Annotated in this window: 25 protein-coding genes; 11 read left to right on the plus strand and 14 right to left on the minus strand. The window is 71.9% G+C overall.

The window, feature by feature from the left end; all coding sequences use genetic code 11:
* Positions 1-14: 14 nt before the first annotated feature.
* The 3 genes from ACN27G_RS17200 to ACN27G_RS17210 all read left to right on the plus strand — a co-directional run bounded on the left by ACN27G_RS17200 (position 15) and on the right by ACN27G_RS17210 (position 4,220).
* On the plus strand, positions 15-1,259 hold the full coding sequence (locus ACN27G_RS17200) for an MAB_1171c family putative transporter (RefSeq protein WP_421493823.1): 1,245 nt from the start codon (positions 15-17) through the stop codon (positions 1,257-1,259).
* Positions 1,260-1,267: 8 nt separating this feature from the next.
* On the plus strand, positions 1,268-2,140 hold the full coding sequence (locus ACN27G_RS17205) for an oxygenase MpaB family protein (protein WP_421493824.1): 873 nt from the start codon (positions 1,268-1,270) through the stop codon (positions 2,138-2,140).
* A gap of 91 nt (positions 2,141-2,231) precedes the next feature.
* On the plus strand, positions 2,232-4,220 hold the full coding sequence (locus ACN27G_RS17210; protein WP_421493825.1) for a PQQ-binding-like beta-propeller repeat protein: 1,989 nt from the start codon (positions 2,232-2,234) through the stop codon (positions 4,218-4,220).
* 81 nt (positions 4,221-4,301) lie between these two features.
* On the opposite strand, the gene ACN27G_RS17215 is transcribed toward ACN27G_RS17210, so the two are convergent.
* The 4 genes from ACN27G_RS17215 to ACN27G_RS17230 form a co-directional block, all read right to left on the minus strand.
* Positions 4,302-7,373: an AfsR/SARP family transcriptional regulator gene (locus ACN27G_RS17215; RefSeq protein WP_421493826.1), complete on the minus strand. Its 3,072-nt coding sequence runs from the start codon at positions 7,371-7,373 to the stop codon at positions 4,302-4,304.
* 62 nt (positions 7,374-7,435) lie between these two features.
* Entirely contained in the window at positions 7,436-8,116 is a 681-nt protein-coding gene (locus ACN27G_RS17220) for a hypothetical protein (protein ID WP_421493827.1), read from the minus strand.
* 10 nt (positions 8,117-8,126) lie between these two features.
* Positions 8,127-8,516, minus strand: coding sequence for a hypothetical protein (locus tag ACN27G_RS17225; protein ID WP_421493828.1), 390 nt, complete (start codon positions 8,514-8,516; stop codon positions 8,127-8,129).
* 108 nt (positions 8,517-8,624) lie between these two features.
* Positions 8,625-9,098, minus strand: a complete 474-nt coding sequence (locus ACN27G_RS17230; RefSeq protein ID WP_421493829.1) for a GNAT family N-acetyltransferase — start codon at positions 9,096-9,098, stop codon at positions 8,625-8,627.
* A gap of 102 nt (positions 9,099-9,200) precedes the next feature.
* Between ACN27G_RS17230 and ACN27G_RS17235 the strand changes: the two genes are divergently transcribed.
* Positions 9,201-9,788, plus strand: coding sequence for a TetR/AcrR family transcriptional regulator (locus tag ACN27G_RS17235; RefSeq protein ID WP_421493830.1), 588 nt, complete (start codon positions 9,201-9,203; stop codon positions 9,786-9,788).
* A 58-nt stretch (positions 9,789-9,846) separates the two neighbouring features.
* On the opposite strand, the gene murJ is transcribed toward ACN27G_RS17235, so the two are convergent.
* The 4 genes from murJ to ACN27G_RS17255 form a co-directional block, all read right to left on the minus strand.
* Positions 9,847-11,559: a murein biosynthesis integral membrane protein MurJ gene (murJ, locus tag ACN27G_RS17240; protein WP_421493831.1), complete on the minus strand. Its 1,713-nt coding sequence runs from the start codon at positions 11,557-11,559 to the stop codon at positions 9,847-9,849.
* A gap of 154 nt (positions 11,560-11,713) precedes the next feature.
* The gene (locus ACN27G_RS17245; protein WP_421493832.1) at positions 11,714-12,715 is read right to left on the minus strand and encodes a lipid II:glycine glycyltransferase FemX; all 1,002 of its coding nucleotides are present in this window, start codon (positions 12,713-12,715) and stop codon (positions 11,714-11,716) included.
* A gap of 352 nt (positions 12,716-13,067) precedes the next feature.
* Complete coding sequence (locus tag ACN27G_RS17250; protein WP_421493833.1) at positions 13,068-13,256, minus strand: hypothetical protein; 189 nt, start codon at positions 13,254-13,256, stop codon at positions 13,068-13,070.
* A 300-nt stretch (positions 13,257-13,556) separates the two neighbouring features.
* The gene (locus ACN27G_RS17255; protein WP_421493834.1) at positions 13,557-14,327 is read right to left on the minus strand and encodes a hypothetical protein; all 771 of its coding nucleotides are present in this window, start codon (positions 14,325-14,327) and stop codon (positions 13,557-13,559) included.
* Positions 14,328-14,490: 163 nt separating this feature from the next.
* Between ACN27G_RS17255 and ACN27G_RS17260 the strand changes: the two genes are divergently transcribed.
* From ACN27G_RS17260 to ACN27G_RS17275, 4 genes are all read left to right on the plus strand, one after another.
* Positions 14,491-15,285, plus strand: coding sequence for a hypothetical protein (locus tag ACN27G_RS17260; RefSeq protein ID WP_421493835.1), 795 nt, complete (start codon positions 14,491-14,493; stop codon positions 15,283-15,285).
* Entirely contained in the window at positions 15,282-15,647 is a 366-nt protein-coding gene (locus ACN27G_RS17265; protein WP_421493836.1) for a GntR family transcriptional regulator, read from the plus strand. The genes ACN27G_RS17260 and ACN27G_RS17265 overlap by 4 nt, the downstream gene beginning before the upstream one ends.
* A 616-nt stretch (positions 15,648-16,263) precedes the next feature.
* Positions 16,264-17,502 (plus strand): hypothetical protein, encoded by a 1,239-nt coding sequence (locus ACN27G_RS17270; protein ID WP_421493837.1) that lies wholly within the window; start codon positions 16,264-16,266, stop codon positions 17,500-17,502.
* A complete protein-coding gene (locus ACN27G_RS17275; protein ID WP_421493838.1) occupies positions 17,499-17,729 on the plus strand; it encodes a hypothetical protein in 231 nt (76 codons plus the stop codon). Before ACN27G_RS17270 ends, ACN27G_RS17275 begins: the two co-directional genes overlap by 4 nt.
* An 86-nt stretch (positions 17,730-17,815) precedes the next feature.
* Here ACN27G_RS17275 and ACN27G_RS17280 read toward each other — a convergent pair whose 3' ends face one another.
* From ACN27G_RS17280 to ACN27G_RS17300, 5 genes are all read right to left on the minus strand, one after another.
* Entirely contained in the window at positions 17,816-18,949 is a 1,134-nt protein-coding gene (locus ACN27G_RS17280; RefSeq protein ID WP_421493839.1) for a hypothetical protein, read from the minus strand.
* Positions 18,950-19,158: 209 nt separating this feature from the next.
* Positions 19,159-20,004: an ATP phosphoribosyltransferase gene (hisG, locus tag ACN27G_RS17285; protein ID WP_421493840.1), complete on the minus strand. Its 846-nt coding sequence runs from the start codon at positions 20,002-20,004 to the stop codon at positions 19,159-19,161.
* A gap of 89 nt (positions 20,005-20,093) precedes the next feature.
* Positions 20,094-20,357 (minus strand): phosphoribosyl-ATP diphosphatase, encoded by a 264-nt coding sequence (locus ACN27G_RS17290; protein WP_121159833.1) that lies wholly within the window; start codon positions 20,355-20,357, stop codon positions 20,094-20,096.
* A gap of 148 nt (positions 20,358-20,505) precedes the next feature.
* Positions 20,506-21,732, minus strand: coding sequence for a GerMN domain-containing protein (locus ACN27G_RS17295; RefSeq protein WP_421493841.1), 1,227 nt, complete (start codon positions 21,730-21,732; stop codon positions 20,506-20,508).
* On the minus strand, positions 21,729-22,250 hold the full coding sequence (locus ACN27G_RS17300) for a SigE family RNA polymerase sigma factor (protein WP_421493842.1): 522 nt from the start codon (positions 22,248-22,250) through the stop codon (positions 21,729-21,731). Before ACN27G_RS17300 ends, ACN27G_RS17295 begins: the two co-directional genes overlap by 4 nt.
* A gap of 207 nt (positions 22,251-22,457) precedes the next feature.
* Between ACN27G_RS17300 and ACN27G_RS17305 the strand changes: the two genes are divergently transcribed.
* From ACN27G_RS17305 to ACN27G_RS17315, 3 genes are all read left to right on the plus strand, one after another.
* Positions 22,458-23,315, plus strand: a complete 858-nt coding sequence (locus ACN27G_RS17305; RefSeq protein WP_421493843.1) for an ABC transporter substrate-binding protein — start codon at positions 22,458-22,460, stop codon at positions 23,313-23,315.
* A 65-nt stretch (positions 23,316-23,380) separates the two neighbouring features.
* The gene (locus ACN27G_RS17310; protein WP_421497348.1) at positions 23,381-24,196 is read left to right on the plus strand and encodes an amino acid ABC transporter permease; all 816 of its coding nucleotides are present in this window, start codon (positions 23,381-23,383) and stop codon (positions 24,194-24,196) included.
* Positions 24,193-24,960 carry an amino acid ABC transporter ATP-binding protein gene (locus ACN27G_RS17315; RefSeq protein ID WP_421493844.1) on the plus strand — a complete coding sequence of 256 codons (768 nt, stop codon included), beginning with the start codon at positions 24,193-24,195 and terminating at the stop codon, positions 24,958-24,960. Before ACN27G_RS17310 ends, ACN27G_RS17315 begins: the two co-directional genes overlap by 4 nt.
* 58 nt (positions 24,961-25,018) lie before the next feature.
* Here the strand turns inward: ACN27G_RS17315 and ribH are convergent, their stop codons facing one another.
* Complete coding sequence (ribH, locus tag ACN27G_RS17320; protein ID WP_421497349.1) at positions 25,019-25,498, minus strand: 6,7-dimethyl-8-ribityllumazine synthase; 480 nt, start codon at positions 25,496-25,498, stop codon at positions 25,019-25,021.
* Between the last annotated feature and the right edge of the window lies 1 nt (position 25,499).

Raw genomic sequence — 25,499 nt, forward strand, 5'->3', positions numbered from 1 at the left:
TAGGCTCGGCCCGGATGGACGGCAAGAGCGGCATCTTCCTGGTCTGCGCGACGGTCGCGTGGGTGGCGGTGGCATACAAGGTGGCGGCGCTGGCCCGCAACCCCCGCAACCTCAACCTCTGGGCGCTGACCCTCTGCATCGCCCTACCGGCGGCCGGCTTCACCATGGCCGTCCCGGCCGTCTACTCGGCGGTGAGCCGCCTCTTCGGCGTACCGAACCTGGCCTCGCTGCTGGTCTACAGTTGCATCGTCGGATACAGCTTCACCGCACTCATCATGCTCATGCTCTGGCACATGCCGGCGGCCGAGGCACTGCCCCGGGCGAAGGTGCTGGTGTTCTGCTACGGACTGGTGCTGGTCGCGATGGCGGTGCTCTTCGCCGCGAGCGGTGCCACCGTCGACGAGCCGAGCGACTTCGACGACGTCTACGGTCCCCGGCCGGTCGGCGGGACGTTCCTGCTCGTCTACGTGACCGCCTTCGCCTTCGGGCTCGGCGTGGCCGCCTGGCGCAGCCTCCAGTTCGCCGCCCGGGTCGCCCGGAGCGACGGCCGGCCCTGGCTGCGCCGGGGCCTGCGGCTGGTCGCGGTCGGCTCGATCGTCGCGCTCGGCTACTGCCTCGGCAAGGGTGGCTACGTCATCGCCGCCTGGCTCGGCACGAGGCTGCCGGCGCTGAGCGACGCCGGCACGCTCTGCGCCTGCCTCGGGGCGCTGGTGATCACCACCGGTTTCACGGTCCCGTCCTGGGGACCGCGCCTCTCCGCCGGTGTGGAGAAGATCGGCCGGGCCCGCAGCTATCTCCGGCTCTATCCCCTGTGGCACGCCATGTACGAGGCGATGCCAGAGATCGCCCTCGACCCTCCCGCGTCGCGCCGAGCCGACCTGCGGATGCTGCGCGACCTCGACTTCGCGCTCTACCGGCGGGTCATCGAGATCCGCGACGCCCGGCTGGCGCTCGCACCGTACCTGGCGCCGGTCGACGAGGCCGCCGTGCCGGCCGGTCGCGGCGACCGGCGAGACGCCGCGACCCGCGAGGCGGTCCGGCTCCGGGACGCCCTCGCCCGACTACGGGCGGCCGGCCCCGGGCCGCGACCCGCGCCGCCGACCGCCGTGGCAGGCGCCACACCTCCGGCACGGCCGCACGACGACGCCGACCTCGCCACCGATCTGGGATTCCTGGGTCGGGTCTCCTCGGCGCTGCGCCGGCTGCCGCCGGCCACGACCACCGTCGACGTCTCTTCCGGTACGCCGGTGGGAGGCTGAGCGCGGAGATGCTGCACCGGCGCGGCCGGTTCGACCGGCTACGGGAGATCCGCGAGCTCGACCCGGCCCGGGACGCCCACCGGATCTACCGGACAACCGCCCTCTGGGAGTTCCCGTTCGACGTGCGGATGGGGCTGCTGCTCGCCTTCTGGCGTACCTTCGCGGTGCCGTCGATCGCCGAGCTGCTCGCCGCGACCGGTGAGACGACGACCCGGACCGAGCGGCGCGCCGACGACACCGGCATCCTGATGTACACCCTGATCGAGCACGGCCTGGACCACCCGCTGGGCCGCGCGGCCACCCGCCGGCTCAACCACCTGCACCGCCGGTACGCCATCGACAACGACGACTACCGCTACGTACTCGGCACCTTCGTCCTCGTCGGCACCCGGTGGATCGACCGGCACGGCTGGCGCCCCCTCTGCTGCCACGAGCGGGCCGCGATCTACCACTTCTACGCCGAACTCGGCCGGCGGCTGCGGATCGCCGACATCCCACCGGACCTGGCGAGCTACGCCATCTGGTACGACGCGTTCGAGGCGGAACGGTTCGCGCCCACGGCGGCCGCCCGGCAGCTCATCACGGCCACCAAGGGACTCCTCGCCGACCTGCCCGGGCCGCTGAGACCGGTCGGTGAGCGGGTCGCCGACGCGCTGCTCGACCGCCCGGTGCGGGAGGCGGTCGGGGTGCCGCCGCCACCGTGGTGGGCCCGCGCGCTGTTGACCGCCGGGCTCGGCGCGCGTGCCGGTTACCTACGGCACGGGGCGACGCCGCGCAGGCGGCAGTACCTGGAGGGCGGGCTGCGGGCGAAGACCTACCCCGACGGGTACGACGTCGCCACGGTCGGCCCGGCGCGTCCGTACCGGGTGAACGGTCGGTGAACCGGCACACCAACGCGGCCGGTCCACTTGTACCGCCCTCGACATTGAGATATGCCTCTATGGACATGTCTCACTTGTTAGGGGATCTGCGATGAGCAATTCTCGACGGACCGCCGCAGCGGCCGGGTTCGCCCTGGCCTGCGTGGTGGCCCTCGTACCGGTGGTACACGCCCCACCGGCAAGCGCCCAGGACGGCTCGCAGTGGGCGATGGGCGGACACGACATCAGGAACACCCGGTCGAACCCGGACGAGCAGCTGCTGTCCCCGTCGACGGTGGACGACCTGGAGGTCGCCTGGACGGTCACCACCGACGGCGACGTCTCGGCCACCCCCGCCGTGGTGGACGGCGCCGTCTACTTCCCGGACTGGGGCGGGACCTTCTGGAAGGTCGACGCCGCGACCGGCGACGTGATCTGGTCCCGCTCGGTCGCCCAGCTCTCCGGAGTCGCCGACACCTTCTCCCGGACCGCTCCGGTGGTCGTCGGTGACACCGTCTACCTCGGCACCCAGGCCGGCGCCCGGCTGCTGGCCCTAAACACCGCGACCGGCGCGGTGCGCTGGAACACCCCGATGGAGACCCATCCGGACGCCATCCTCACCTCGTCGCCGGCCATCCACGACGGCATCCTCTACCAGGGCGTCTCCTCGCTGGAGTTCCTCAACGCCGGCGACCCGGCGTACGACTGCTGCACGTTCCGGGGCAGCCTGGTCGCGGTCGACGCGGCAACCGGCGAGGTGCGGTGGCAGAGTCACACCCTGCCGGACCAGGGCCCGGGTGGCGACGTCTTCAGCGGCGCCTCGGTCTGGGGCAGCACCCCGACCATCGACCCGGAGAGCAACACCGCCTACGTCGGCACCGGGCAGAACTACTCCATCCCGGCGAGCGCGCAACAGTGCCAGGCGAACGGCGGCACCCCGCAGGAGTGCCTGCCGCCGTGGAACGCCAAGGACGCCATCGTGGCGATGGACCTGACCACGGGTGAGATCAAGTGGTCGACCGGGCCGGCCCGGTTCGACGCCTGGAACCTCGCCTGCGTACCCGGCTTCCCGCCGAACAACTGCCCGAACCCGGGGCCGGACCACGACACCAGCGACGGCACCCACCTCTTCACCATCCCCGGCCCGGACGGGCAGCCCCGGAAGGCGGTCGGCGCCGGCCAGAAGAGCGGCGAGTTCTGGATGCTGGACGCGGCGACCGGAGAGATCATCTGGAGCGCGTCGGTCGGGCCGGGCTCGGTGATCGGCGGCATCGAGTGGGGCACCGCGAACGACGGCGAGCGGATCTTCTTCGCCGAGACCAACTACGACCAGGAGCCGTACCAGCTGCCGAACGGCCAGACGATCGACTACAGCTCCTTCGGCGCGCTCGACGCGGCGACCGGTGAGATCATCTGGCAGGTGCCCGAACCGCACGGCGGCCTGGCGGTCGGCCCGGCCACCACGGCGAACGGCGTCGTCTACTACGGCTCGCTCAACAACTACATGTACGCACTGGACGCCAACAACGGCAGGGTCCTCTGGGAGTACCGGGGGCAGGGCGCCTCGAACGCCGGCCCGGCCATCGTCGACGGCAGGCTCTACTGGGGCAACGGGTACGAGCGCCTCGGTCCGGTCAGCACCACGTTCTACTCCTTCGGCCTGCCGGGCGGCCCGACCACCCCGCCGACCACGCCACCCACCACTCCGCCGACGACGCCGCCCACGACGCCACCGACGACTCCGCCCACCACCCCACCGACGACGCCACCCACGACGCCGCCGACCACGGCTCCGGCCACGGCGTGCAGCGTCACCTACCGCATCGTCAGTCAGTGGCAGGGTGGCTTCCAGGGTGAGGTGACGGTCCGCGCCGGCTCCACCGCGATCAACGGCTGGACGGTCCGGTGGGCCTTCCCCAACGGGCAGCAGATCAGCCAGCTCTGGAACGGCTCCGTCACCAGCAGCGGCGCGAACGTGACAGTCCGGAACGCCAGCTACAACGGATCGCTTCCCGCGAACGGCACCACCTCGTTCGGGTTCCTCGCCAGCTGGACCGGCAGCAACTCGCCACCGGCCTCGTTCACCTGCACCAGTCCGTGAGTTGACGAGTGGGTGGGCGGGGGATCTCCCGTCCACCCACTCGACGGGTGCGCCGCGCCCCCGACCGGTGCGGCGAGTGCGCTACCGGGGCTGTCCCTGACCGTCGGAGTCCCGGTCTCCCGCGGGCGGGGCGGCGAGCAGGGTGCGGACCTCGTCGGCGTCGGGGACGCCGAGCGCCTCGAAGAGGGCAAGCGCACGTTGCCAGTACGCCCGCGCCGCCTCGGGGTCACCCAGCTCGTACCGGGTGATGCCGAGCTCGCGCAGGCTGGCCGCGACGCTGCGCCGCTCGTCGACCCGCTCGGCGACGGCCAGCGCCTCGGCCAGCCGGTCCAGCGCGTCGGCGTGCCGGCCGAGCAGTCGCAGCACCCGGCCGGTGGCCGCGAGTACCGTCGCCTGGCCGAGCGAGACGCCGAGCTGGCGGAAGAGCGCGTAGCTCCGCTCGTAGCAGGAGAGCGCCTCCGGGTACGCACCCCGGCAGTCGAAGACCTCGCCCAGGTTGTTGAGCGCGGCGGCCTGGCTGCGCAGGTTGCCGGTGCCCCGGAAGATGGCCAGGGCGGTGCGGAGGCTTCCGGCGGCCCGGTCGTACTCGCGGCGCCGCCGGTAGACCTCGCCGAGGTTGTTCAGGCTGATGCCGACGCTGTGCCGGTCACCCAGCGCCTCGCTGATCTCGATGCTGCGTTCCAGGCACTCCGCCGCCTCGTCGAGCCGGCCCAGGCTGTCGTAGACCGCGCCGAGGCCGTTCAGGCAGGCCGCCTCGCCGTCCCGGTCGCCGGCTGCCGCGTACCGGTTGAGGGCGTCGCGGAGGCAGTCCAGGGCCGCGCCGTACTCGCCGCGCACCTCGAACGCCGCGCCGAGATCCCGGCAGACGTGTGCCTCGGCGACCAGGTCGCCGGAACGGCGCGCGACCGTCCGTGCGGTGAGGTTCACCTCGACCCACTCGTTGAGATAGCCACGGACGTGGAAGAACGCGAAGAGGGCCCGGGCCAGGCTGACGGCGGCGGCCCCGGGCAGCTCCGGCGTCCGGGCCACCTGGTGTACGGCGGCGAGCAGGTGTGGCCGTTCCATCTCCAACCAGGCGAGGGCGGCGTCGACGTCGGGAAACTCCGTACCGCCGGATGCCCACTCCCCCGCGCTCGCCGGCCGGGGATCCGTCGGCCGCAGCAGCCGGAACGCCTGCCAGGTGGTTGCCGCGTACCAGCGCAGCAGGCGGCACAGCGGCGCCGGGTCCGGCGAGCCGGCGAGGGATCGGCCGAAGAGCCGCAGCAGGTCGTGCAGTCGGTACCGGCCGACCGCCGGGCTGGCCAGCAGCTGCGCGTCGACCAGCCGGTCCAGCAGCGGCTCGGCGTCCGGCTCGGGCAGGTCCAGCAGGGCCGCCACCGCCGGCAGGCCCAGCTCGGCCGCGTCGGCGCCGGCGAGCACCGGAAAGGCCAGCGCGGCGTCCCGGTCACCGGGGTCGGGGCTGTCGCGCAGGAGTTCGTACCCGATCTGGAAGCTCGACCGCACGCCCAGCTCGGCGATCCGCAGCTCGTCCAGGCGACGGCGGGCGTCGGAGAGCCGGTCGGCCAGCTCGCGCATCGGCCAGCTCGGCCGGGCGGCCAGCCGGGCGCCCGCGATGCGCAGCGCCAGCGGCAGGAAGCCGCAGGCCACGCTCACCCGCGCGGCGGCCGCCGGATCGGCGGCGACCCGGTCGGCACCGGCGAGCCGGCTGAGCAACCGGACCGCCTCGGCCGGGGCGAGGACGTCCAGCCGGAGGTGCTCGGCGCCGTCGAGGGTGGCCAGCACCCGGCGACCGGTGACGAGTACGGCGGTGTGCGGGCCGGCGGGCAGCAGCGGGCGGACCTGGCCGGCGTCGAGGGCGTTGTCCAGCACCAGCAGCAGGTGCCGCTCCGCCGTGGCCGCCCGGAAGGCGGTGCTCGCCTCGTCCACGGTGGTCAGGTCGGTGTCCCGGACGTTCAGCGCGCGCAGGAACCGGCCCAGCACCTCCAGCGGAGGCAGTGGCCGCAGCCCCGCCGTGGCGCCCCGCAGGTCGACGTAGAGCTGCCCGGCCGGGAACCGGTGCGCCAGGCGGTGTCCGAGATGGACGGCGAGCGCCGACTTGCCGACGCCGCCGGCCCCGCTGATCGCGACCACCGGGGGCGGGCGCAGCGGTGACCCGGCGGAGAGCCGGGCGTGTGCGGCGGCGACCTCCCGGTGCCGGCCGGTGAACGCCGCGATGTCCGGCGGCAGCTGCCGGGGTGCTGGCGGCGTCTCCCGAGGCGCGGGGGTCGGTTGCCGCGATGCCGGCGGCAGCGGTCGGGGTGCCGGAGGCGGTTGCCGGGGCGCCTGGGACGGCTGCCGGGGTGCGTGGGACGGTTGCCGGAGCGCCGGCGCCGTGCCGGCCACGGCCGGTGGGAGATCGTCCGGCGGTGGTGGGTCCAACGCCGGGTGGGCGGAGAGGATCTGCCGTTGCAGGCGTTGCAGCGGTGGGCCGGGCTCGACGCCCAGCTCCGTGACGAGGCGCCGGCGCAGCCGCCGGAACGTCTCCAGCGCGTCGGCCTGCCGGCCGGACCGGTAGAGCGCGAGCATCATCAGCTCGGGCAACCGCTCGCGCAGCGGCTGCTCCGCCGTTGCCGCCGCCAGGGCGGGGATCACCTCGGTGTGCTCGCCGAGCGTCAGCCGGGCCCGCGCCCACTGTTCGAGCAGCATGAAGCGCCGCTCGGTCAGGTCGGCCAGGGTCGATTCGACGGCGGTGACGTCGAGGCCGTCGAGCGGCCGGCCCCGCCAGAGCCCCAACGCCTGCTCCCACAGGTCGGCGGCGTGCGACAGCTCCCCACCGGCGGCTGCCCGCCGCCCCCGCTCCGCGAGCCGGTCGAAGAGAAGCATGTCGAGATCGTCGGCCGGTACGTCGAGCTGGTAGCCGGGTGGCCGCGCTCGCAGCCCGGTGAGCCGCAGCGAGGTGCGGAGCGTGGAGACGTGCGTACGCAGGGCGCCGGCGGCGGTCCGGGGCGGCCTGCCCGACCAGAGCGCGTCGACAAGCGTGGGGACCCCGACCGGCCGGTTGGCGTGCAGCAGCAGCACCCCGAGCAGGAGCCGTGGCTTCGCCGCGCCGAGCAGGACCGGCCGGCCGTCCACGGCGTCGACCTCGAGCGGGCCGAGAATGCGGAACCTGGCCATCGTCCCCTCCGCCGGATGCCACGCAGGGACCGGCGGAGGGGTTCACCGGTGACGGTGATCTGTCACGGGCTGGTGAGGTCGAAGGAGATGGTGGCGGTGCTGCTGCCCGGGTTCGTGACGCAGACCTGGAATATCTCGTCGGCGCCCGGTGTGAGCAGCCGGTCGATCCCGGTGCTGGTGCCGTACTGTTCGGTGCGGAGGAAGTCGGCGTTGAAGTTGCCGACCTCCGCCGTCCAGCGCACCGGCACCGTCGACGTGCCGGTCAGCCGCGCCGGCACGCTCGTCTCCAGGCCGCAGTAGCTGCCGGCCGGGCCGAGCACGGCGGTCGCCGGGCCGAAGCCGCCGACCCCGCCGCTGCCCTGAGCGAAGAAGGTGAACCGCAGCGATCCGGTCACGGTGACGCTGTTGGTGACGCAGAGCCGGTAATAGAACGTGCCCGGCCAGCTCAGGTAGGTGGTGCTCGGCTCCCGGGACGGCAGCGTCAGCAGGGTGGTCTCCGGGCCGTCGGCGGTGGCGCTGGCGTGGACGGTCCAGGTGGCGGTCACCCCGCTGACGGGTGCCTGGAGGGAGCCGTAGAAGGCGACCCCCTGGGCGGAACGGGTGCGTTCGGTGCAGACAGTGGAGCCGGCGGGCAGGCTGCCGCCGACCGCCGCCTGTGCCGCCGTCGCTCCGCTCAGGGCCAGCCCGGCGCCGAGCAGGACCGCGCCGGCGATCGCCGTCTTGCGCATTCGTGCGGTGAACACGGTCCCTCCGCTAGATCGGGTCCAGCTCGAGCTGGACGCTGGTGGTCAGTGGGCCGGTGTTCCGCAGGCAGCCCCGGAAGAACCAGGTGCCCGGAGCGGGCGGGACGACGGTGCTGGGCGGCAGCGTCCGGGCCGGGGTCCGGAGCACCTCGCTCTCCGGGCCAGTGGCCGAGCCGGCCACCTTTATGCTCCAGAGTGGACCGGAACCGCTGTTGACGGTGCTGCTGCCGCTGAGGACCACACCGGCGTCCGCCCGGATCAGGCTGGTGCAGACGGTGCCGTCCGGCGGCACCTGGCTCGGGCCGGTCGCCCCGGCCTGGCCGGCGCCGAGCAGTCCGGCCGCGCTGGCGGCGACCACGGCACCGACCGCGACGGCGAGCCGTCGTGAACGTCGAGTCATCGTGACACTCCTTTCTGTCGACCACGGTGCCGCAGCGGCGTCAAGGATCTGTCAAGCCGTGGCAGGCCGGTGGAAGGCCCGGAGGTCGGTGGACAACCCGGGGGTTGGTCAGCGGAGTCTGCGTTCGTAGCAGACCGAGAGGGTCGAGCCGACGTAGTGGCCGAAGAGCGGGATCTCGCGGTAGCCCTCGCGGCGGTAGAAGCGCTGCGCGTCCGGCTGGGCGGTCCCCGTCTCCAGCCGGAGCGTCGTCCAGCCGCGATCGATCGCGGCCGACTCCAGGGCCGAGAGCAGGCCGGTGGCCACGCCGCTGCCCCGGGCGTGCGGCTCCACGTACATCCGCTTGATCTCGGCGGTGGTGGCGTCCAGTCGACGCAGGGCGCCGCACCCGACGGCCTCCGTGGTGACCGGATCGACCGCGACGAGGAAGATGTCGATGTCGGACTCCGAGGGCAGTGTGCCGGGTTCGTGGTTGTCGCTGCCGTACCGGGCGTCGAGTTCGGCCCGTTGACGCATCCGGAGTGCGGCGCCGGCCGGGTCGTGCCACGGCCGTACCTCGATCGTCCAGCGTTCGGAATCCGGCATGGTGTTTCTCCGTCCTGGGTTGGCCCACGCTCTCGCCAATCAGTAACGTCTGTTACGGTAACGGACGTTACCGGTGCTGTGGAGCGATGCGGGATGGGATCCATGTCACGGAGGGTGGACCGGCCGGCCCAGGAGGCACAGTTGTCCCGTGGCGCGTGGGAGGTGCTGGCCCGGCACGGGATCGAGCGGCTGACGATCCGCGCGGTCGCCGCTGCGGCGGGCTGCACGACCGGGCTGGTCATGCACCGGTTTCCGAACCGCCGTGCCCTGCTGCTGCACGCCCGCCACCTGCTGCACGAGCGGACCCGCGCCCGGGTGGAGGCGCTGGAGGCGGATGCGGCGGATCCGGCCGCCGCACTACGTGCCGTACTCGCCCAGGGGCTCGCGCTGGACGAAGAGACCGCGACCGAGAGCGTCGTCTGGGTCGGCTTCCTGGCCGCAGCCGTCGGCGACGACGAGTTGACCGCCCAGCACCGCGCCAACAACCGGGCGTGGCGGGACCGGGTGTCCCGACTCGTCTCCGCCGTCGCGCCGGGGTGGCCGGAGGCGCGGGTGGCGACGGCCACGTTCGCCCTGATCGCCATGGTGGAGGGGGCCGCCGCCCTCGCCTCCGCCGACCCGGACGGTTATCCGCCGGCCGCCCAGATCGCGGCGCTCGACGCCACGCTTACCGCTCTCGAACTGACCTGAAGCGCGGTCTCACCACGGCCCCCGATTGGGCGCGGGTGCGCACAGGTTGAAGATCGAATTAGCGGCCCAGCCGGCGCCGCACCATTCCCACCACCGCCGTTACCTCACGCACCCGCAGCGTCCAGGCCAGCGCCAGGTATCCGCCGACGATCACCACGCCGCCGACGGACAGCTGCGCCACCGCCTGCCCGAACGATGGCGTCCCGGCACCTGGCAACAGCCGCAGCACGAGCCAACCCAGCGCGGCGGCGCCCGTCACCGCGACCGCCACCTTCGCGCCGCTGGCCGCGATGGCCGGCAACCCCAGCCGGCCGATCCGGCGGCGCAGCACCGTCAGCGAGATCGCTGCCGCCCCGACGTACGACACCGCGTTGCCCAGCATCAGTCCCGCCGCCGTCAGCGACTCCGCCAACAGAATCGTCAGCAGGATCTGCACGACCACCCGCATCGACATCCCGACCATATTGATCAGCGCGACGGTCTTGTTGCCCCGCATCGAATAGAACGTGAAGTTGCACAGGTAACTGACCGACAGCGGTATCACCGCGCACGCACCCACCACCAACACCGTGGCGGTGGCCTGGGCCTCGTCCGTGCCGAACGCGCCCCATTGGAACAGCACCACGGCGATCGGGCTGGCCAGCACCGCATACAACGCCACGACCGGCGCCAGCGCGGCCATCACCGTACGCAGACCGCGAGACAGGTCGGCGGAGACCTCACCGAGCTGGTTCCGCGCGGCCGCGTCACTCATCCGTGGCAACAGCGCCGTCATCACCGACACACCGACGACGCCGTGCGCCATCATCACCAACAGGTAGACGTTGTTGTAAACCAGCAGGCCCGCGCCCGCGTCCGCCCGGCTGAACAGCTGCACCACCACGAAGAGGCCGACCTGGTTGGTCGCCACGAAGCAGAGCATCCAGCCGGCGAGGCGGGCCAGCTCGGCCAGCCCCAGCGACCGCGGATTCCATCGCAACCGCCATCGGAAACCCACCTTGTGCAATGCCGGTAGCAACGCGAGCGTCTGCGCGACCATGCCCAGCAACGTGCCGCCGCCGATCACCGCGATCTCGCCCGGCGTCATCTGCGCGGGGGTGATTTCGCGGGCGGTGAACAGGGCGATGTAGCCACCGCACACCCCGATCATCACGACGTTGTTCAGGATCGGTACCCACATCGGTGCGGCGAAGTGGCCGCGTACGTTGAGCACCGTGCCGATCACGACCGACAGGCCGATGAAGAAGATCATCGGCAGCAGTAGATATGACAACACGGTGACCAGGTCGCGGTAGTCCGCCGGCCGGGAACCCGCATAGATCGCCGCGAACAACGGGGCCGCGACGACCGCCAGCACGGTGGTGACCCCCAGGGCCAGCAGCGCCAGCGTCAACAACGTCTGGGTGTACGCCTGACCGCCGTCCGCATCCAGCCGACGGCGCCGCACCAGCACCGGCACCAGCACGCTCGCCCCCACCGCGCCGAGCACCAGCTCGTAGATCTGACTCGGCAGCATCTGGGCGGTCGTGTACGCGTCCCCGACACCGCCGACAGTCGCGCCGAGTGCGGCACCGATGAGCACCGTGCGCAGAAAACCGGTGAGCCTGCTGACGAGGCTGCCCACCGCCATGATCACGCCATTCGACGCGGTGCCGGCGTCCGGCGCCGGTGTGACGTCCGCCTCAGCCGTCGCTCTCGGTGTGGCGTCCGCCTCAGCCGCCGGTGGACCAATCCGGTTGGTGGTTGCACCGTGGTGCTGGCCGGAGATCATCGGGTCTCCTGTCGAGATTGCCAGTCGATCGCATTCGGAATCGGCGCTGTACGGCTGCCGTCTCTTCGCCGCGGTCACCCTAGAGGTCATTGGCGTTTCCTGACGCGACGGCCCTCGCCGTGAGCCTGAGGTCCGGCACGCCTGTCGCACGGCCTCACCGCAGTCGGTTCACCTTGACGTACGCGAAGTAGGCGGACCGGTACACCGAGTACCAACCGCTGCACGGCACCTCCCAGGTGCCCAGGTAGTGCCGGTAGGTGCCGCCGAACGACTTCTTGAACTTGGTCATGCCTGCCCAGGCGTGGTCGGGTTCGTCCGGCGGGGCGACACCGAGCGAGTCGAACGTGCGCTGCCCGCGCTCCTTGGCGTCGAGGATCATCGTGGCGCGCATCAGGACGCCGGGATTGAGCCGGCGGGCGCTGTGCAGGCCGCCCGAATGGCCGACGTGCCGTGTCGTCGGACTGTCAAAGACGATCGCGGCGGAGACCGCGTCGCCCTCGTGCCGCACGATGTAGAGGGTGGCGGCGTCGCGTTCCAGCAGGACGTCCGCGAGGTGCCGGTAGTGCTCGTCGGGGTGCGGCACGATCTGGTTGCGGACGGCCACCTCGTGCACCATCTGAAGCAGGTACCGGACATCGGCGCTGTTCTTGCTCGCCTCAATCTGTAGGCCCTTTTTGCGGGCGTTGCGGAATCGTTGACGGTTGTTGAGGGAGAACTCGCTGAGCAACTGCTCCTTGGATTTGCGCAGGTCCTGTTCGAGCACGACAGACGGCTCGATCTCGGTGAGAGCGGGCTTGTGACCGAGTCTGACGAGGTCAGCCTTTTCCAGGGGAACCAGCGGTTCCACCCGGATGAAGGTGGCACCTTCGCGCTGCCCGAGAGTCTGTAGCCACTGGATCGCGGCGAGGTAGCTCTGCTCGTCACGTGATGTGGGGCCGCGCGGGCAGTAGAGGCGGGTGACCCGATTCGAGCGTTCCAGGATCGCCAGGCACTGCCAGCCGTCGCCCTGACCGAAGAACACCCGGCGGCCGAGGCTCAGATGAACGGCACCCCAGTGAGTGCTCTGCAGGAAATGCCCGCCCCGCACGAACAACTCCTGGTCCCAGGAGTCGTCGGGAAGCTTGTTCTCCCATGCCGTGTGTGCGTGCAGAACCATGAATTAAGGGGCCTTTCCGGAGCGTTCATTCACTGCGCGCAGGATGAGGTCGTAGTACCGTGGTGCGCCCTCACCGTGCTGCCGACCCACTGCTTGACGGACGCGTCGAAGCTCGGAGCAACTCTCACGCCGTCCAGGACGGCGCAAAGTTGAGCGGCCGTTGCAAAGTGCGGTGATCGTCACAAGCCAGCCAACGACCAGAGCCCGACGCGGACGGCAGGTGCCCCGTCCGCGGCGACCCGGCGAACTGCTGGGCACGCATCAACTGATTCGGCGTGACGCCCGCGCGCTCGCGGTACGCGCCCGCCTGGACAGGCTGCTGACTGAGTTCAAGGGGTGAGCTGAGGCGGTCTCACCACGGACCCCGGTTGGGCGTACGGGGCTGGGCGCGCTGATGCGGGTCGACAAACCAGCAGCGGGCGTGTCGGGAGCGCCACTCCCCCAGCGCCTGGCGGAGCCGTTCCGCCTCGATCCGGGCGGCCGACTCGGCCTGGCAGGCGCGGTCCAGTTCGTCGGCGAGGGCGCGCAGGTAGGCGTACACCTCGACGGGGTCGAGGCCGCGCCACCGCGATCGAACTGGATGAGCTGGTCGGACGTACGGGCATCGGTGTCTTCGTCGCCGATGACGATCAGCGGCCATCGTAAGAGGTTGCGGTGACGCTTCGGCTGCTGGCGAGCCACGAAGTACAGGACATACTCGGCGTGTCCCGTACCCGCGCCCACCAGATCACCAACTCGAAGTCCTTCCCGGACCGGGCGACCGATCTGTACTACCGGGCGCCGAGTCGCGCTTCACGGGCGGAGGCGGAACTCGGCGCTCGATACCACTGTGACCGGTCGATCAGAGGTCGAACTGATCGATAATTGACTTTGGCAGCTTGGTGACCTCGGAGGCGGCTGGACGCTCGGCGTCTACGCCGTCCATCCTGCTGAACTCGTAGCTGATCGTGCTGTAACTCGGCAGCACGCTTGGTACGTCGATGGTGAACTCGAAGAAGTTGCCGTCGGGACTCGTGAGAGCACTGAACGGCACGGCCTTTCCCTTGGCACCGAGCTCGGTGAGCAGCACTCGATCGATCTTGCGGGAACGGGTGAGGTCCAGCGTGCCGGCAAACTCGCGCCCGCCCTTTCGCTCGGCGGTGACGACGCAGTTGACGAGATCGGCGGCGCCGCTGTGGTCGCTCTCGGGCAGCACGCGAAGCGGGCTGCCCGCCGGAATGGCCGAGATGACGCTGTGCATCCACTTTTTCGAAGCCCCGGGCAGGTCAGGCGCCCGCATATACAGGTCGGCGTCGATCTGAATCAGGTCGACGCGGAGGGTCTCGCTCCCGTCGTCCACAACGACCTTCATCGTGGCCTTCTTCGCATCCGGGTCCAGCCTGGCCTCGGTCGTCGCCCCGGGCCCCCGCACAACGACGGTGATGGGTTTCTGATTGGTCTTCGCGGCCGCGTCCGCCAGCTTTTCCACCGGGCTGAGCTCAGTCGGCGTGGGCGTGTTTCCGGGCTGCGCGGATGTCTCGGAGGCTTCCTCGCCGTTGCCGCAGCCCGCCATGGCGAGGCCCAGCGCCACGACGAGGACAAGGCCGGAAGCCGCCGACCGTAGAGAACGCACCTGCACTGTTCCTTCCCTCGACAAAGTTGGCGGGGATGTTAGCCGATCTGGACGACAACCGGTTTCGATTACTGCCGTCCGTGGGAGGCGTGACGCGGTTGACATTGTCGCATCCTATGGCCCAAGCTGATGAGACAAGGCTTGCGACGTACGGAGGTTGGGCATGCGACCGCCAGCTCAGACGGATCCGAAGCGGTGGCTGGCCGGGGTGTGGTTGGAGCGGCACGGCCTGGCCGACGTCGAGCCGACCCCGCTGCTCGCGGCGCGGCTGACGGCGCGGCGACGGGCCAGGATCGTCGACAGCCTGCTGCTGGCCGCGTTCATCATCGGCGCCGCACTCACCCACGTGTCGGCGCTGCCCCACGACGTCACCTCCTCCTGGTGGCCGATGCTGGTGCTTGTGGCGTTGGTGGTCGGGCTGCTGGTGGCGCAGTGGCTGCTCGGCTGGTGGGTGCGGCACGCCGACCGGCGGGCCGGTGCGCGACTGTCCCGGCGGGTCGCCCACCCGGTCCAGCTCGGCTGGTCGGCGGTGCTCGGCCGGCCGTACGCCGTCTTCACGGTCGCCAGCTTCACCGCCGCCCTGCTGCTCGCGGTGAGCGTGCTCGCGGTTCCCGATCCCGGCCTGCGGCGCGGGGCGACCGTCGTCCTGATCGGCCTCACCGGCGCCACCGTCGGCATCGTGCTGCAACTGCGCAATGTGCTGGCGAGCCCGGCCGTGGCCGACGACGAGGCGTCGCTCACCGCCGACGTCATCATGCGGATCGAGGACGCCCGCGCCCTCGTCACCCCCGGCCTGGTCTGGACGCTGCCGGCAATTTTCCTGTACGGCGAATCGTTCGGCTGGTGGAACGTCGCCTCGATCGGACTCGTCGTGGTGGGCGCCATCGCGTACTGCCTGATCCACTTCCGGGGTACCCGTGTCGGGACGGCGGCCCGGCGTGCCATGGTCACCGGATGATCGTCATCGACGCGGGCTCGCCGACTCCGCCGTACGAGCAGCTCCGGGCCCAGCTCGCGAGACAGATCCAGGATCGCACCCTCGCCGTCGGTACGAGACTGCCGACGATCCGGCGGCTCGCGGCCGACCTCGGCCTCGCCGTGAACACCGTCGGGCGGGCATACCGGGAGTTGGAGGAGGCCGGGCTGATCGAGACCCGTGGCCGGGCTGGTTCGTTCGTCTCGGCCGCCGGCGAGCAGGCCCTCGAACAGGCCCGCCGCGCCGCCCACGACTACGCGGCGGTCGTCACCAGCGTCGGCATCGACCCCGCCGAGGCGATCCGGATCGTCGCGGCGGCACTCGGCCGTCCCGCGACGCCCTGAGTCAGTCGAGCCGCTCTCCGCTCCGGCCGGGCGAGCCGGCTCACGCCGGCCGGGGCGCCGACCCCGGTGCGGAGGGGGCGTCCTTCCCTCCGCACCGGGTCCCGCCCCCGTCAGCTCGCGGCGCCGGTGGGCCGCCGCCGTTGACTGGCAGCGCGGATGGCACTTCTCCCGGGACCAGATCCGGCGCCGTGGAGACCGGATCCGGTTCGACGGCCCGGCAACGCGCCAGCCGGGTGGTTGAGGTCCAACCGCTCCCGGATGGTCGTCGGATCGGCGGCGGACCGCCGATCAAGACAGTTGCCGAAAACTTTCGGTAATCCGGCTCCGTCTATGTGCCGTACCACTATTAATACCCATCGAACCCGCGAGACACAAGACCTGCATGCCGTAGGCATCGAGACGATGCCAGCTCCCGGAACATCGCCGTAACTTCCGGAACGTCTGCCCGTCCCGTGACTCGTGAGCACCGTTGCCACCATCCGTCGACTGTGGTAAATGTGATCAGCAATTCAAGGCAAGTGGGCGTCGATGTCCATTCTGGTCGGCCATCCGGTCGATGCCGGCGCTCACGCCCCGGGGCGGTCGCTGCCCCGGGGTGATCACGGGGAGGATTGCAGTGGGTTCGAGAAAACACGTCTTCAGGAGGCTGGCCGTCGCGGTGTCGTGCGGCGTGCTCGCCGCCGCCGGCGGCGTCGCCGGCACCGGCCCGGTCGCGGCGGCACCGGCACCCGCGGACCAGTCCGCACAGCTGGAGCTGATGACCCGGCTCCACACACTCACCGCCGCCGAGGGCCTGCGCGGCTTCGCCGGCTCGGCGTTCGACCCGGACGGCCGGACGGTCCGGGTGTACTGGGCCGGCGACCAGCCGTCCACGCTGCGGACGTTCGCGTCCCGGCTCCGCAGCGGGGTCACGCTGTCGGTCGTCAGCGTCCCCTACAACCAGGAGCAGATCGTCGCTCGCGCCCGAGCGCTGATCAAGACGGCCAAGCTGCGGGGCATCCCGATCGGGGCGGTCTCCAGCACCTCGGACCTGCGTGGCCTGCACGCCGACGTGGAACCGTCGGCGACCGCGGAACAACGGGCGGAACTGCGCCGGCTCGGGGCCACCGAGATCACCGAGGCGGGTGCGATGGTGCCGCTGGCGAGATACTCCGACAGCGCGCCGTTCTGGGGCGGGGCGGTGATCGAACGTCCGGGTCCCGTCTCCGGGAGTTTCGCGCACTGCTCCACCGGCTTCGCCGCCCGCACCTCCTCCGGCACGGTCGGCATGCTGACCGCCGAACACTGCGGCGCGAACCGTGACTGGACGACGCCCACCGTGCTCGGGCTCTCCTCGGTGCCGGTCGGGCGCTCCAACGCCGGACACGCCACCACCGACTCGATGCTCATCACCAACCGCAGCTACTCCGCGTTCCTGTACCGGGGCGACTGGTCGTCCGGGACCGGCCGGCAGATCACGAGTCGCTCGGGCCCGTCGATCGACCAGAAGGTGTGCGCCGGTGGCGGGATGTCCGGTGAGGTGTGCAACGCGACGGTGCACCGGATCAACGTGGTCGGCCCGAACGGCGCCGGACCGGGTTACTTCGCGCGTACGTCGTCGTCGAGCGTGCCGCTCGCCGGCCAGGGCGACAGCGGAGGTCCCGGGTTCGCCGTCGCGGTCTCGAACGGCAACATCACCGCACTCGGCATCGTCAGCTCGGCGTACCTGACGGACCGGGCCACGAGCTGCACCGGCGGCACCTCCAACCCGTGGAACAACTCCGTACCGGCGCGCGAGTGCTTCTACAACGTCCACTTCATCAACGTGACCGCGATCGAGGCCGCGCTGGGCGTGTCGGTGATGACCATCTCGTGACCGCCGGGGCGTTCGTCGTCGTACTGGACCAGCCGCGCGACCGGCGGTGGATGCGGCTGATCGACGAACCGTACGTCGACAGTGTCGCCGAGGGCCTCTCCATGCCACCACGGGTCGTGGTGCGGCTCACGGCCGATGTCTCGGTCGAGCGGGCCGACGAGATCGCCGACGCGTTCCGGGCCCAGCTCGACGGCGAGCCGGTCACCGTCGAGTTCCGGCCCACCTGAAGAAGCCGCCCGGGCAACCGCGACCTGCGGGTGCCCGGGCGGATCAGGTGAACGGAACGCGTCCCGGTCAGGGGAACCCGTCCCGGTCAGTCGGTCGGGGTCAGCAGGAAGCCGCGCCGCATCTCGGCACCGCCGAGGTCGCACGGGATCGGGCAGGCGAACCCGACGATCACGCCCGAATCATTGATGTCCTGCGCCGACTGGAGCGTGACGGACGTCGGCAGCTCCGGTACGCGGTCGTTCAGGTCGAGCATCGTGCCGTCCTGCCAGAGGAACGCGTGGTCGTTGCGGAAGTCCTTCGCCGACTGGACGGTCCCGACGACCTGTCCCGCCCCGTTCACCCCGTACGCCACCGAGAGGTCCCGGCCCAGCGCGCCCAGGTCACGCATGTCGCCGTCCCGCCACAGGAAGGCGCGCATCGACCCGTCGGCGGTCGGCGACGTCCCGACCACCTCTCCCCGGTCGTTGACGTCGTGCGCGACGGTCGACGCACCGTTGCCGCCGAGGGTGCCGACGTCGCGCAGGACGCCGTCCTGCCAGACGAAGCCGTGCAGCGGTCCGTCCGGAGTCGCCGCCGCACCCACCACCTGCCCGTGGTCGTTCACGGCGTTCGCGACGCTGAGCGTGCCCCACGGGCCGGCGGTGCCGCCGAACGAGCCGATCTCCACGATCTCGCCGTCGCGCCAGACCGCCCCGCGGTAGGGGGCGCCCTGTGCCTCGTACCGCCAGCCGACGACGACGCCGGCCTCGTTGATCCCCTGGGCCACGCTCCCGCTGCCCGGACCGTAGCCGGTGCCGAGGTCGGACAGCACACCGTCGCGGTGCACGAACGCGTGCATCGGGTCGGTGCCGTTGACGTGGCTGGCGCCGACGACGACACCGAGGTCGTTGAGGTCCGTCGCCTGACTCGACGAGTACGCCGTCGTGGAGATCGCGCCGAGGTCCCGGACCACGCCGCCGCTCCAGGTGGTGGCGCGCAGGCTGTAGCCGCGCAGCGACGTCGTCGCCAGGCCGGCGGCGGTCCCGGCGGCGTTCACCGCGGCGGCCTCGCTGAACGCCCTGCCACCCGGGGTCGTGCCGAGCGGCCCGAGGTCGAGGTAGGTGTAGGTCGGCAGGTCCGTCGGTGCGGCGGCCCGGGCCTCACCCGGCTGCAGCGCCAGCACCGTGGCGAGCCCCAGCGTGCCCGCGAAGAGGCGACGAGACAGTGTACGTTTCGGCATCCGAATTCCCCCGTGGCGATGTGACCATGATCGATATCTGATTATGGCCCGCACCGGTGCCGGAGATTCTTACCGAACACTTACACCGGCAGAGCTGGCCGCAGCCGGCCGGCTCCGGAAAGCGGGCGGCCCGGCCCACGGTTCTCTGCCGCCGACAAGTGGCGTCGGCCTGTCGACCGGTCTCCCGACCGGTCGACAGGCCGCGCGGACTACAACCGGCAGGCGTGGATGTCGGTGACGAGGATCGCCCGGGCGCCGACGTCGTAGAGCTCGTCCATGATCCGGTGCAGGTCCTGACGCAGCACCATCGCCTGCACCGCCACCCAGCCCTCGCGGTGCAACGGCGAGATGGTCGGGGACTCGATCCCCGGGGTGAGCGCGGAGGCCTTCTCCAGCAGGTCGGCCCGGACGTCGTAGGTGAGCATCACATACCGGCGGGCGACCAGCACCCCCTGGAGGCGCCGGACGAGCTGGTCCACCTGCCCGTTGGCCGGCGCGCCGACCCGGCGGACCAGCACGGCCGACGAGCGCAGGATCGGCTCACCGACGATCTCCAGTCCGGCCTGCCGGAGCGTGGCGCCGGTGGAGACGACGTCCGCGACGACGTCGGCCACGCCGAGGCGTACGGCGTTCTCGACCGCGCCGTCGAGCCGGATCACCGTCGCGGCGAGCTGGTGTTCGGTCAGATAGCCCTGCACCACCCCGGGATAGGCGGTGGCGATCCGGCGGCCGGCGATCTGGTCGACCGCCGCGACGGTCTCCGGCCGGGCGGCGAACCGGAACGTGGCCGCGCCGAAGTCGAGATCGACGATCTCCTCGGCCGGGCTGGCCGAGTCGACCAGCAGATCCCGGCCGGTGATGCCGAGGTCGAGGTCGCCGGAGCCGACGTAGGTGGCGATGTCCTTGGGGCGCAGGTAGAAGAACTCGACGTCGTTGGGGTCGTCCCGGCAGATCAGGTCGCGGTCGTCACCACGCTGGCGGTAGCCCGCCTCGCGCAGCATCTGCGCGGCCGGTCCGGAGAGGGTGCCCTTGTTGGGTACGGCGATGCGCAGCATCGGAGGTGCTCCTCGCGGTCAGGGATCGGAATCGGACTGACGGACGCGTCCCACAGCGGTAACCGGGTGGCGGGACGCGGGCGGGGCACTCACAGATGTCGGTAGACGTCCTTGAGCTCCAGGCCGGTGGCGAGCATCAACACCTGCGCCTGGTAGAGCAACTGCGAGATCTCCTCGGCGGCGCGTTCCGGCCCCTCGTGCTCGGCGGCCATCCACGACTCGGCCGCCTCCTCGACGACCTTCTTGCCGATCGCGTGCACACCGCGCTCCAGCGCGGCCACCGTCGCCGAGCCGGGGGTGCCGGCGGCGGCCTTGGCCTGCAGCTCGGCGAACAGCTCCTCGAACGTCTTCACCCCGCGATTCTCGCAGCCGTCCCGTGCCGCCCCGGCCCCCGGGTGCCGTCGCAGCCCACCATGTGAACCGCCGAGCGGGTAAGGAAGGGCCCCCTATTATCGTTTTCTGTTGTACAGGGGGCCCTTCCTAACACCTCAGGCGCAGCGGTCAGCGGACCGTGACGGTGTGGTCGTCGAGGTGCTGTTCGCTGCCGTCGGCGAGGGAGATCGCGTACGCGGTGACGGTGTACCTGCCCGGCGGCAGGGTGACGGTGACCGTCCGCTCGCCCTGGGCCGGGCCGGCGATCGAAAGGGTGACCACCTGCTCGCGTACGACCCGGCCGTCCCGCCGGATCCGGAGCTGGGCGGTCGCCTCGGGCAGGATCCCCGCGACGTGCACCGGGAAGGTGCGCCCGACCGCGTCGCCGTGCTGCGGCGAGATGAGCCAGACCGGGGCGAGCGCCTCCACCGCCGAGGCGCGGCGCAGCACACCGGCGGTGTCGACCCGGTCCCAGAGCCGGTCGACCGGCGCCCCGTCGAGCCGCAGCCGCAGCCCGGAGACGCCCGGCACCGCCGTGACGGTCCAGACCAGTTGCTGCACGGCGAGCCGGGCCGTCGCCGCGCCGACGTCGTGGCGGGCCGCGCCGGCCAGGTCGACGGTGGCGATCTCACCGTCGACCGTCACGCCACGCAGGTCGGTCCCCTCCGGCCAGGCGTTGCGGTAGTCGGGGTCCATCCCGACCGGGCTGTCCAGCAGGTTGCGTACCGCGGCCGTGATCCGGTCCCGGGCCGAGCCGTCGCGCAGCCAGAGCCGGTGGAACTCGCGGTAGAGCCGGGGCCGGTCCGGGTCACCGCCGAGGTAGTAGACGGCCAGGCTGTCGGTGGGCGCGCCGGGTGCGGCTGCCGGCGTACCGGCGGAGGTGCCGGGCGAGGGGGCGAGGGCACCGCCGGACGGGGTCGGGCCGGGGCGGACGTCGCCGGTCGGGGTTGTCGGAGTCGCGGAGCCGTCCGTGCCGACGGCGCCGGGTGGCGGCTCGGCCGCCCGGTCGGAGGGGGTCGGCACGACGGTGCCGGCCAGGCCGGCGGCGACCGCCACCAGGCTCAGCGTGGCCACGGTCACCGCGCCGGCCGCAAGCGGCGACCAGCGGCCCCACCGGCGTCGGGTCATCTCCGGTAGGGACCAGCCGGGCCTGCCGCCCCACCAGCGGCGACCGGTGATGTCCCACCAGCGGCGCCCGGCGGCGCCCCGGTCGCCGGCCGCGATCCGCCGCTGGACGGCGGGCAGGGCGCCCGGTCCGGGCTCGATCCGGTCGGCCTCGGCCGCGAGTATCCGACGCAGCACTTCCTCGTCGCCCGGCACCGGCTCCGCCGGGCCGCGCCACCGTCCGTCGTTCATCGTTCCGCTCCCAGGCTCTGCTTCAGCGCGGTCAGCCCACGGAAGGTGTGGCTCTTCACCGCGCCCCGGCTGACGCCCATCAGGTCGGCGGTCTCGGCCTCGGAGAGGTCGAGGTAGTAACGGAGCACCAGCGCCTCACGCTGCCGGGGCGGCAGGGTACGCAGCGCGGCGATCACCGTGTCGTGCCGGAGCAGGTCGAGCGCTCCGGCCTCCGCGCTCGGCGCGTCCGCCGCCGGCCGGGCCCCCGCGAGGTGTGCGGTCACCACCCGCCGGTGCCGCAGCGCCGATCGGCAGCGGTTGACCACGCTGGTCCGCAGGTAGCCGAGGGCCCGGTCGGCGTCCCGCAGCCGGGACCAGTGCCCGTGCAGGGCGACGTAGCCGTCCTGCACGATCTCCTCCGCCGCGCCCCGGTCGTGCAGGAGCAGCGTGGCGAGCCGGACCAGCGGGCGGTAGTGGGCGGCGAAGAGGCTGGCGATCGCCTCGTCCGCCGTCCACCGCGGTGGCTCCGGTCGTGTCATGGTCCTCCCGCCGGGCGGGTCGGAGACCAGATGGGTCGTCACGGCAGGTTGACGCGCGACCCGCCGTTCCGGTTTACCGCCCGGGGCGGGTCGACACCACTCGACACCCCGATATCCCGCCCGACCTGCCGAAATCCGACCGACATCCGCATCGGATCGAGAACGACGTCTATGGGTACGCGTCGACGTGTGCCTATGCTGTCGGCCATGGCTCGCCGATCACTGCCGGTCGCGCTCACGACCGCCACCATTGTTCTCGCGGCCCTCGCCGGCTGCGCGCCCCAGAACCAACCCGCACCTGGTCCGCCGCAGAGCGCCTGCACCAAGGCGGAGCTGAAGACCCGTACGCCGGGCACGTTGACCGTCGCCACCGACGAACCGGCGTACGCGCCGTGGTTCAGCGACAACCTGCCGGCCAACGGCAAGGGCTTCGAGTCGGCCGTCGCGTACGAGGTGGCCCAGCAGCTCGGCTTCGCCCGGATCGACGTGCAGTGGGTCCGGGTCAGGTTCGACGCCGCCATCGCCCCCGGGCCGAAAGAGTTCGACTTCGACATCAACCAGTTCTCCATCACGGAGGAGCGCAAGCAGGCGGTCGACTTCACCTCGCCGTACTACCTGGTCCGGCAGGCCGTCGTCGCCGGCAAGGGCTCCAAGATCGCGGGGAAGACGAAGCTGGCCGACCTGCGGGGCGCCAAGCTCGGGGCGCAGGTGGGCACCACCAGCTACCAGGCGATCACCGATGTGATCGAGCCGACCGTCAAGCCGCAGGTCTACAACTCCAACGACGACGCGAAGAAGGCTCTGCAGAACGGCCAGCTCGACGGCATCGTGGTGGACCTGCCCACCGCCTTCTACATCACCTCGGCGGAGATCAAGGACGCCACCGTCGTCGGGCAGCTGCCCCAGGTCGGGGTTCCGGAGACCTTCGGCCTGCTGCTCGACAAGGACTCACCGCTGACCGGCTGCGTCAACGGCGCGGTCGACGCGCTACGGGCGAACGGCACGCTGGCCGACCTGGAGAAGACCTGGCTCTCCGAGGTGACCGGCGTCGCCGACCTGACGTGACCCTGGCCGACCACCACCCCCGATCACCGGAACACCACCCGGCCGCGGCGCACCACCCGTCCCCGATCGCCCGCGAGCGGGCCGCCTACCGGAAACGGCAGACGGTCCGCTCCGTGCTCGTCGCCGCCGCCTCGACCGGCGTACTCGGCGTACTGCTGGTGCTGGCGGTGACCGGGTCGCCCGGCTGGGAGCGGGTCCGGCAGTCCTTCCTCGACCCGGAGATCGGCCGGGCCGCCCTGCCGGAGATCCTCACCGGGCTCTGGCTCAACGTGCGACTACTCGTCTTCTGCGCGCTCGGTGCGCTCGCCCTCGGCCTGGTGGTGGCGGTGCTCCGTACCCTGCGCGGGCCGGTCTTCTTCCCGGTCCGGGCACTGGCCGCCGGCTACACCTACACGTTCCGCGGGCTGCCGCTGATCATCGTGCTCTACGTGCTCACCCTGGGCGTGCCGGGCCTGCGGCTACAGGGGACGCCGCCGGTGCTGGTGCTCGGCGGGCTGGCGCTGGTGCTCACCTACGGCGGCTACCTGGCCGAGGTCTTCCGGGCCGGCATCGAGTCGGTCCATCCCAGCCAGCTCGCCGCCGCCCGGTCGCTCGGCCTCACCCACCGGCAGACGATGCGGCACGTGGTGCTGCCGCAGGCCGTCCGCCGGGTCGCCCCGCCGCTGCTGAACGACGTGGTCGGGCTGCAGAAGGACGTCGGGCTGGTCTCGCTCGCCGGCCCGATCGACGCGGTACGGGCGGCGCAGATCGCCACCGCCGAGACCTTCAACTACACGCCGTACATTGTCGCGGGGGTGCTCTTCGTGCTGCTCGCCATCCCGCTGATCGCGGTCACCGACTGGGTGACCCTGCGGGCCGCCCGCCGGCAGGCCGCCCGATGAGTGACGCGCCCGCGCCGGTGCTGCGCTGTCGAGGGGTGCGCAAGGTCTACGGCGGGCACGTCGTGCTCGACGATCTGGACCTGGCGGTGGCCGAACACGAGGTGGTGGCGCTGATCGGCGCCTCCGGCTCCGGCAAGTCCACCCTGCTGCGCTGCGTCAACCTGCTGGAGGAGATCGAGGACGGCACCATCCACCTGGACGGCGAGCACATCACCGATCCGCGCGTCGACCCCGATCTGGTCCGCCGCCGGATCGGGATCGTCTTCCAGGCGTACAACCTCTTCCCGCACCTGCGGGTGCTGGAGAACATCACGTTGGCGCCGGTCCGGGTGCACCGGCGCCCCCGGGCCGAGGCCGAGGCGCAGGCGCGCGACCTGCTCGCCCGGGTCGGGCTGGCGGAGAAGGCCGGCGACTATCCGGACCGGCTCTCCGGCGGCCAGCAGCAGCGGGTGGCGATCGTCCGGGCGCTGGTCAACTCGCCCCGGCTGCTGCTGCTCGACGAGGTCACCTCGGCGCTCGACCCGGAACTCGTCGGCGAGGTGCTGACGATGATCCGGGACCTGAAGGCGGACGGGATGACGATGGTGCTGGCCACCCACGAGATGGGCTTCGCCCGCGAGGTCGCCGACCGGATCTGCTTCCTCGACGGCGGGCGGGTGATCGAGGAGGGGCCGCCCGCGCAGGTGCTCGGCGAGCCGACCCAGCCGCGTACCCGGCAGTTTCTCCACCGGATCATCGAGGCCGGCCGGCTCCCGCTCCGATGAGGCCCGTCGTCCCGGTGCCACCGACCCGCCCGTCGTCCCGGTACCACCAGCGACCCGGCTACGGCCGGGCGGCGATGTCCCGGATCGCCACGGCGGCCTCCAGCGCCGCCGTGGTGGCCGCCCAGCCCTTGTCCTCGGCCGAGCCGGGCAGCCCGGCCCGGTCCCGGGCCTGCTCCAGGTCGTTCACCGTCAGCACGCCGTGCGCGACCGGCGTGCCGCTGTCCAGCGCGACCCGGGTCAGCCCCTCGGTCACCGACTGGCAGACGTAGTCGAAGTGCGCGGTGGCACCCCTGATCACCACGCCGAGCGCCACCACGGCGCCGCAGCGCCGGGCCAGCGCCTGTGCCACCACCGGCAGCTCCACCGAACCGGCGACCCGGACCACCAGTACGTCGTCCACGCCGCACGCCTTCGCCGCCGTCACCGCCCGGTCGACCATGTGGTCGGTGAGCTCGCCGTGCCAGCGCGCCGCCACCACCCCCACGGTCAGCCCGGAGGCGTCCACCGTCGACTGCCCCGGCTCCCCGAACCCCGCCATC

The sequence above is a fragment of the Plantactinospora sp. WMMB334 genome (assembly GCF_049179095.1).
In the GTDB taxonomy this organism is placed as follows: Bacteria; Actinomycetota; Actinomycetes; order Mycobacteriales; family Micromonosporaceae; genus Plantactinospora.

Bases quoted from the DNA above. Each gene is read 5' to 3' on its own strand.
- ACN27G_RS17200 (WP_421493823.1), top strand. From the start codon at position 15: ATGGACGGCAAGAGCGGCATCTTCCTGGTCTGCGCGACGGTCGCGTGG.
- ACN27G_RS17205 (WP_421493824.1), top strand. From the start codon at position 1,268: ATGCTGCACCGGCGCGGCCGGTTCGACCGGCTACGGGAGATCCGCGAG.
- ACN27G_RS17210 (WP_421493825.1), top strand. From the start codon at position 2,232: ATGAGCAATTCTCGACGGACCGCCGCAGCGGCCGGGTTCGCCCTGGCC.
- ACN27G_RS17215 (WP_421493826.1), bottom strand. From the start codon at position 7,373: ATGGCCAGGTTCCGCATTCTCGGCCCGCTCGAGGTCGACGCCGTGGAC.
- ACN27G_RS17225 (WP_421493828.1), bottom strand. From the start codon at position 8,516: ATGACTCGACGTTCACGACGGCTCGCCGTCGCGGTCGGTGCCGTGGTC.
- ACN27G_RS17230 (WP_421493829.1), bottom strand. From the start codon at position 9,098: ATGCCGGATTCCGAACGCTGGACGATCGAGGTACGGCCGTGGCACGAC.
- ACN27G_RS17235 (WP_421493830.1), top strand. From the start codon at position 9,201: ATGTCACGGAGGGTGGACCGGCCGGCCCAGGAGGCACAGTTGTCCCGT.
- murJ (WP_421493831.1), bottom strand. From the start codon at position 11,559: ATGATCTCCGGCCAGCACCACGGTGCAACCACCAACCGGATTGGTCCA.
- ACN27G_RS17245 (WP_421493832.1), bottom strand. From the start codon at position 12,715: ATGGTTCTGCACGCACACACGGCATGGGAGAACAAGCTTCCCGACGAC.
- ACN27G_RS17260 (WP_421493835.1), top strand. From the start codon at position 14,491: ATGCGACCGCCAGCTCAGACGGATCCGAAGCGGTGGCTGGCCGGGGTG.
- ACN27G_RS17265 (WP_421493836.1), top strand. From the start codon at position 15,282: ATGATCGTCATCGACGCGGGCTCGCCGACTCCGCCGTACGAGCAGCTC.
- ACN27G_RS17280 (WP_421493839.1), bottom strand. From the start codon at position 18,949: ATGCCGAAACGTACACTGTCTCGTCGCCTCTTCGCGGGCACGCTGGGG.
- hisG (WP_421493840.1), bottom strand. From the start codon at position 20,004: ATGCTGCGCATCGCCGTACCCAACAAGGGCACCCTCTCCGGACCGGCC.
- ACN27G_RS17295 (WP_421493841.1), bottom strand. From the start codon at position 21,732: ATGAACGACGGACGGTGGCGCGGCCCGGCGGAGCCGGTGCCGGGCGAC.
- ACN27G_RS17300 (WP_421493842.1), bottom strand. From the start codon at position 22,250: ATGACACGACCGGAGCCACCGCGGTGGACGGCGGACGAGGCGATCGCC.
- ACN27G_RS17305 (WP_421493843.1), top strand. From the start codon at position 22,458: ATGGCTCGCCGATCACTGCCGGTCGCGCTCACGACCGCCACCATTGTT.
- ACN27G_RS17315 (WP_421493844.1), top strand. From the start codon at position 24,193: ATGAGTGACGCGCCCGCGCCGGTGCTGCGCTGTCGAGGGGTGCGCAAG.
- ribH (WP_421497349.1), bottom strand. From the start codon at position 25,498: ATGGCGGGGTTCGGGGAGCCGGGGCAGTCGACGGTGGACGCCTCCGGG.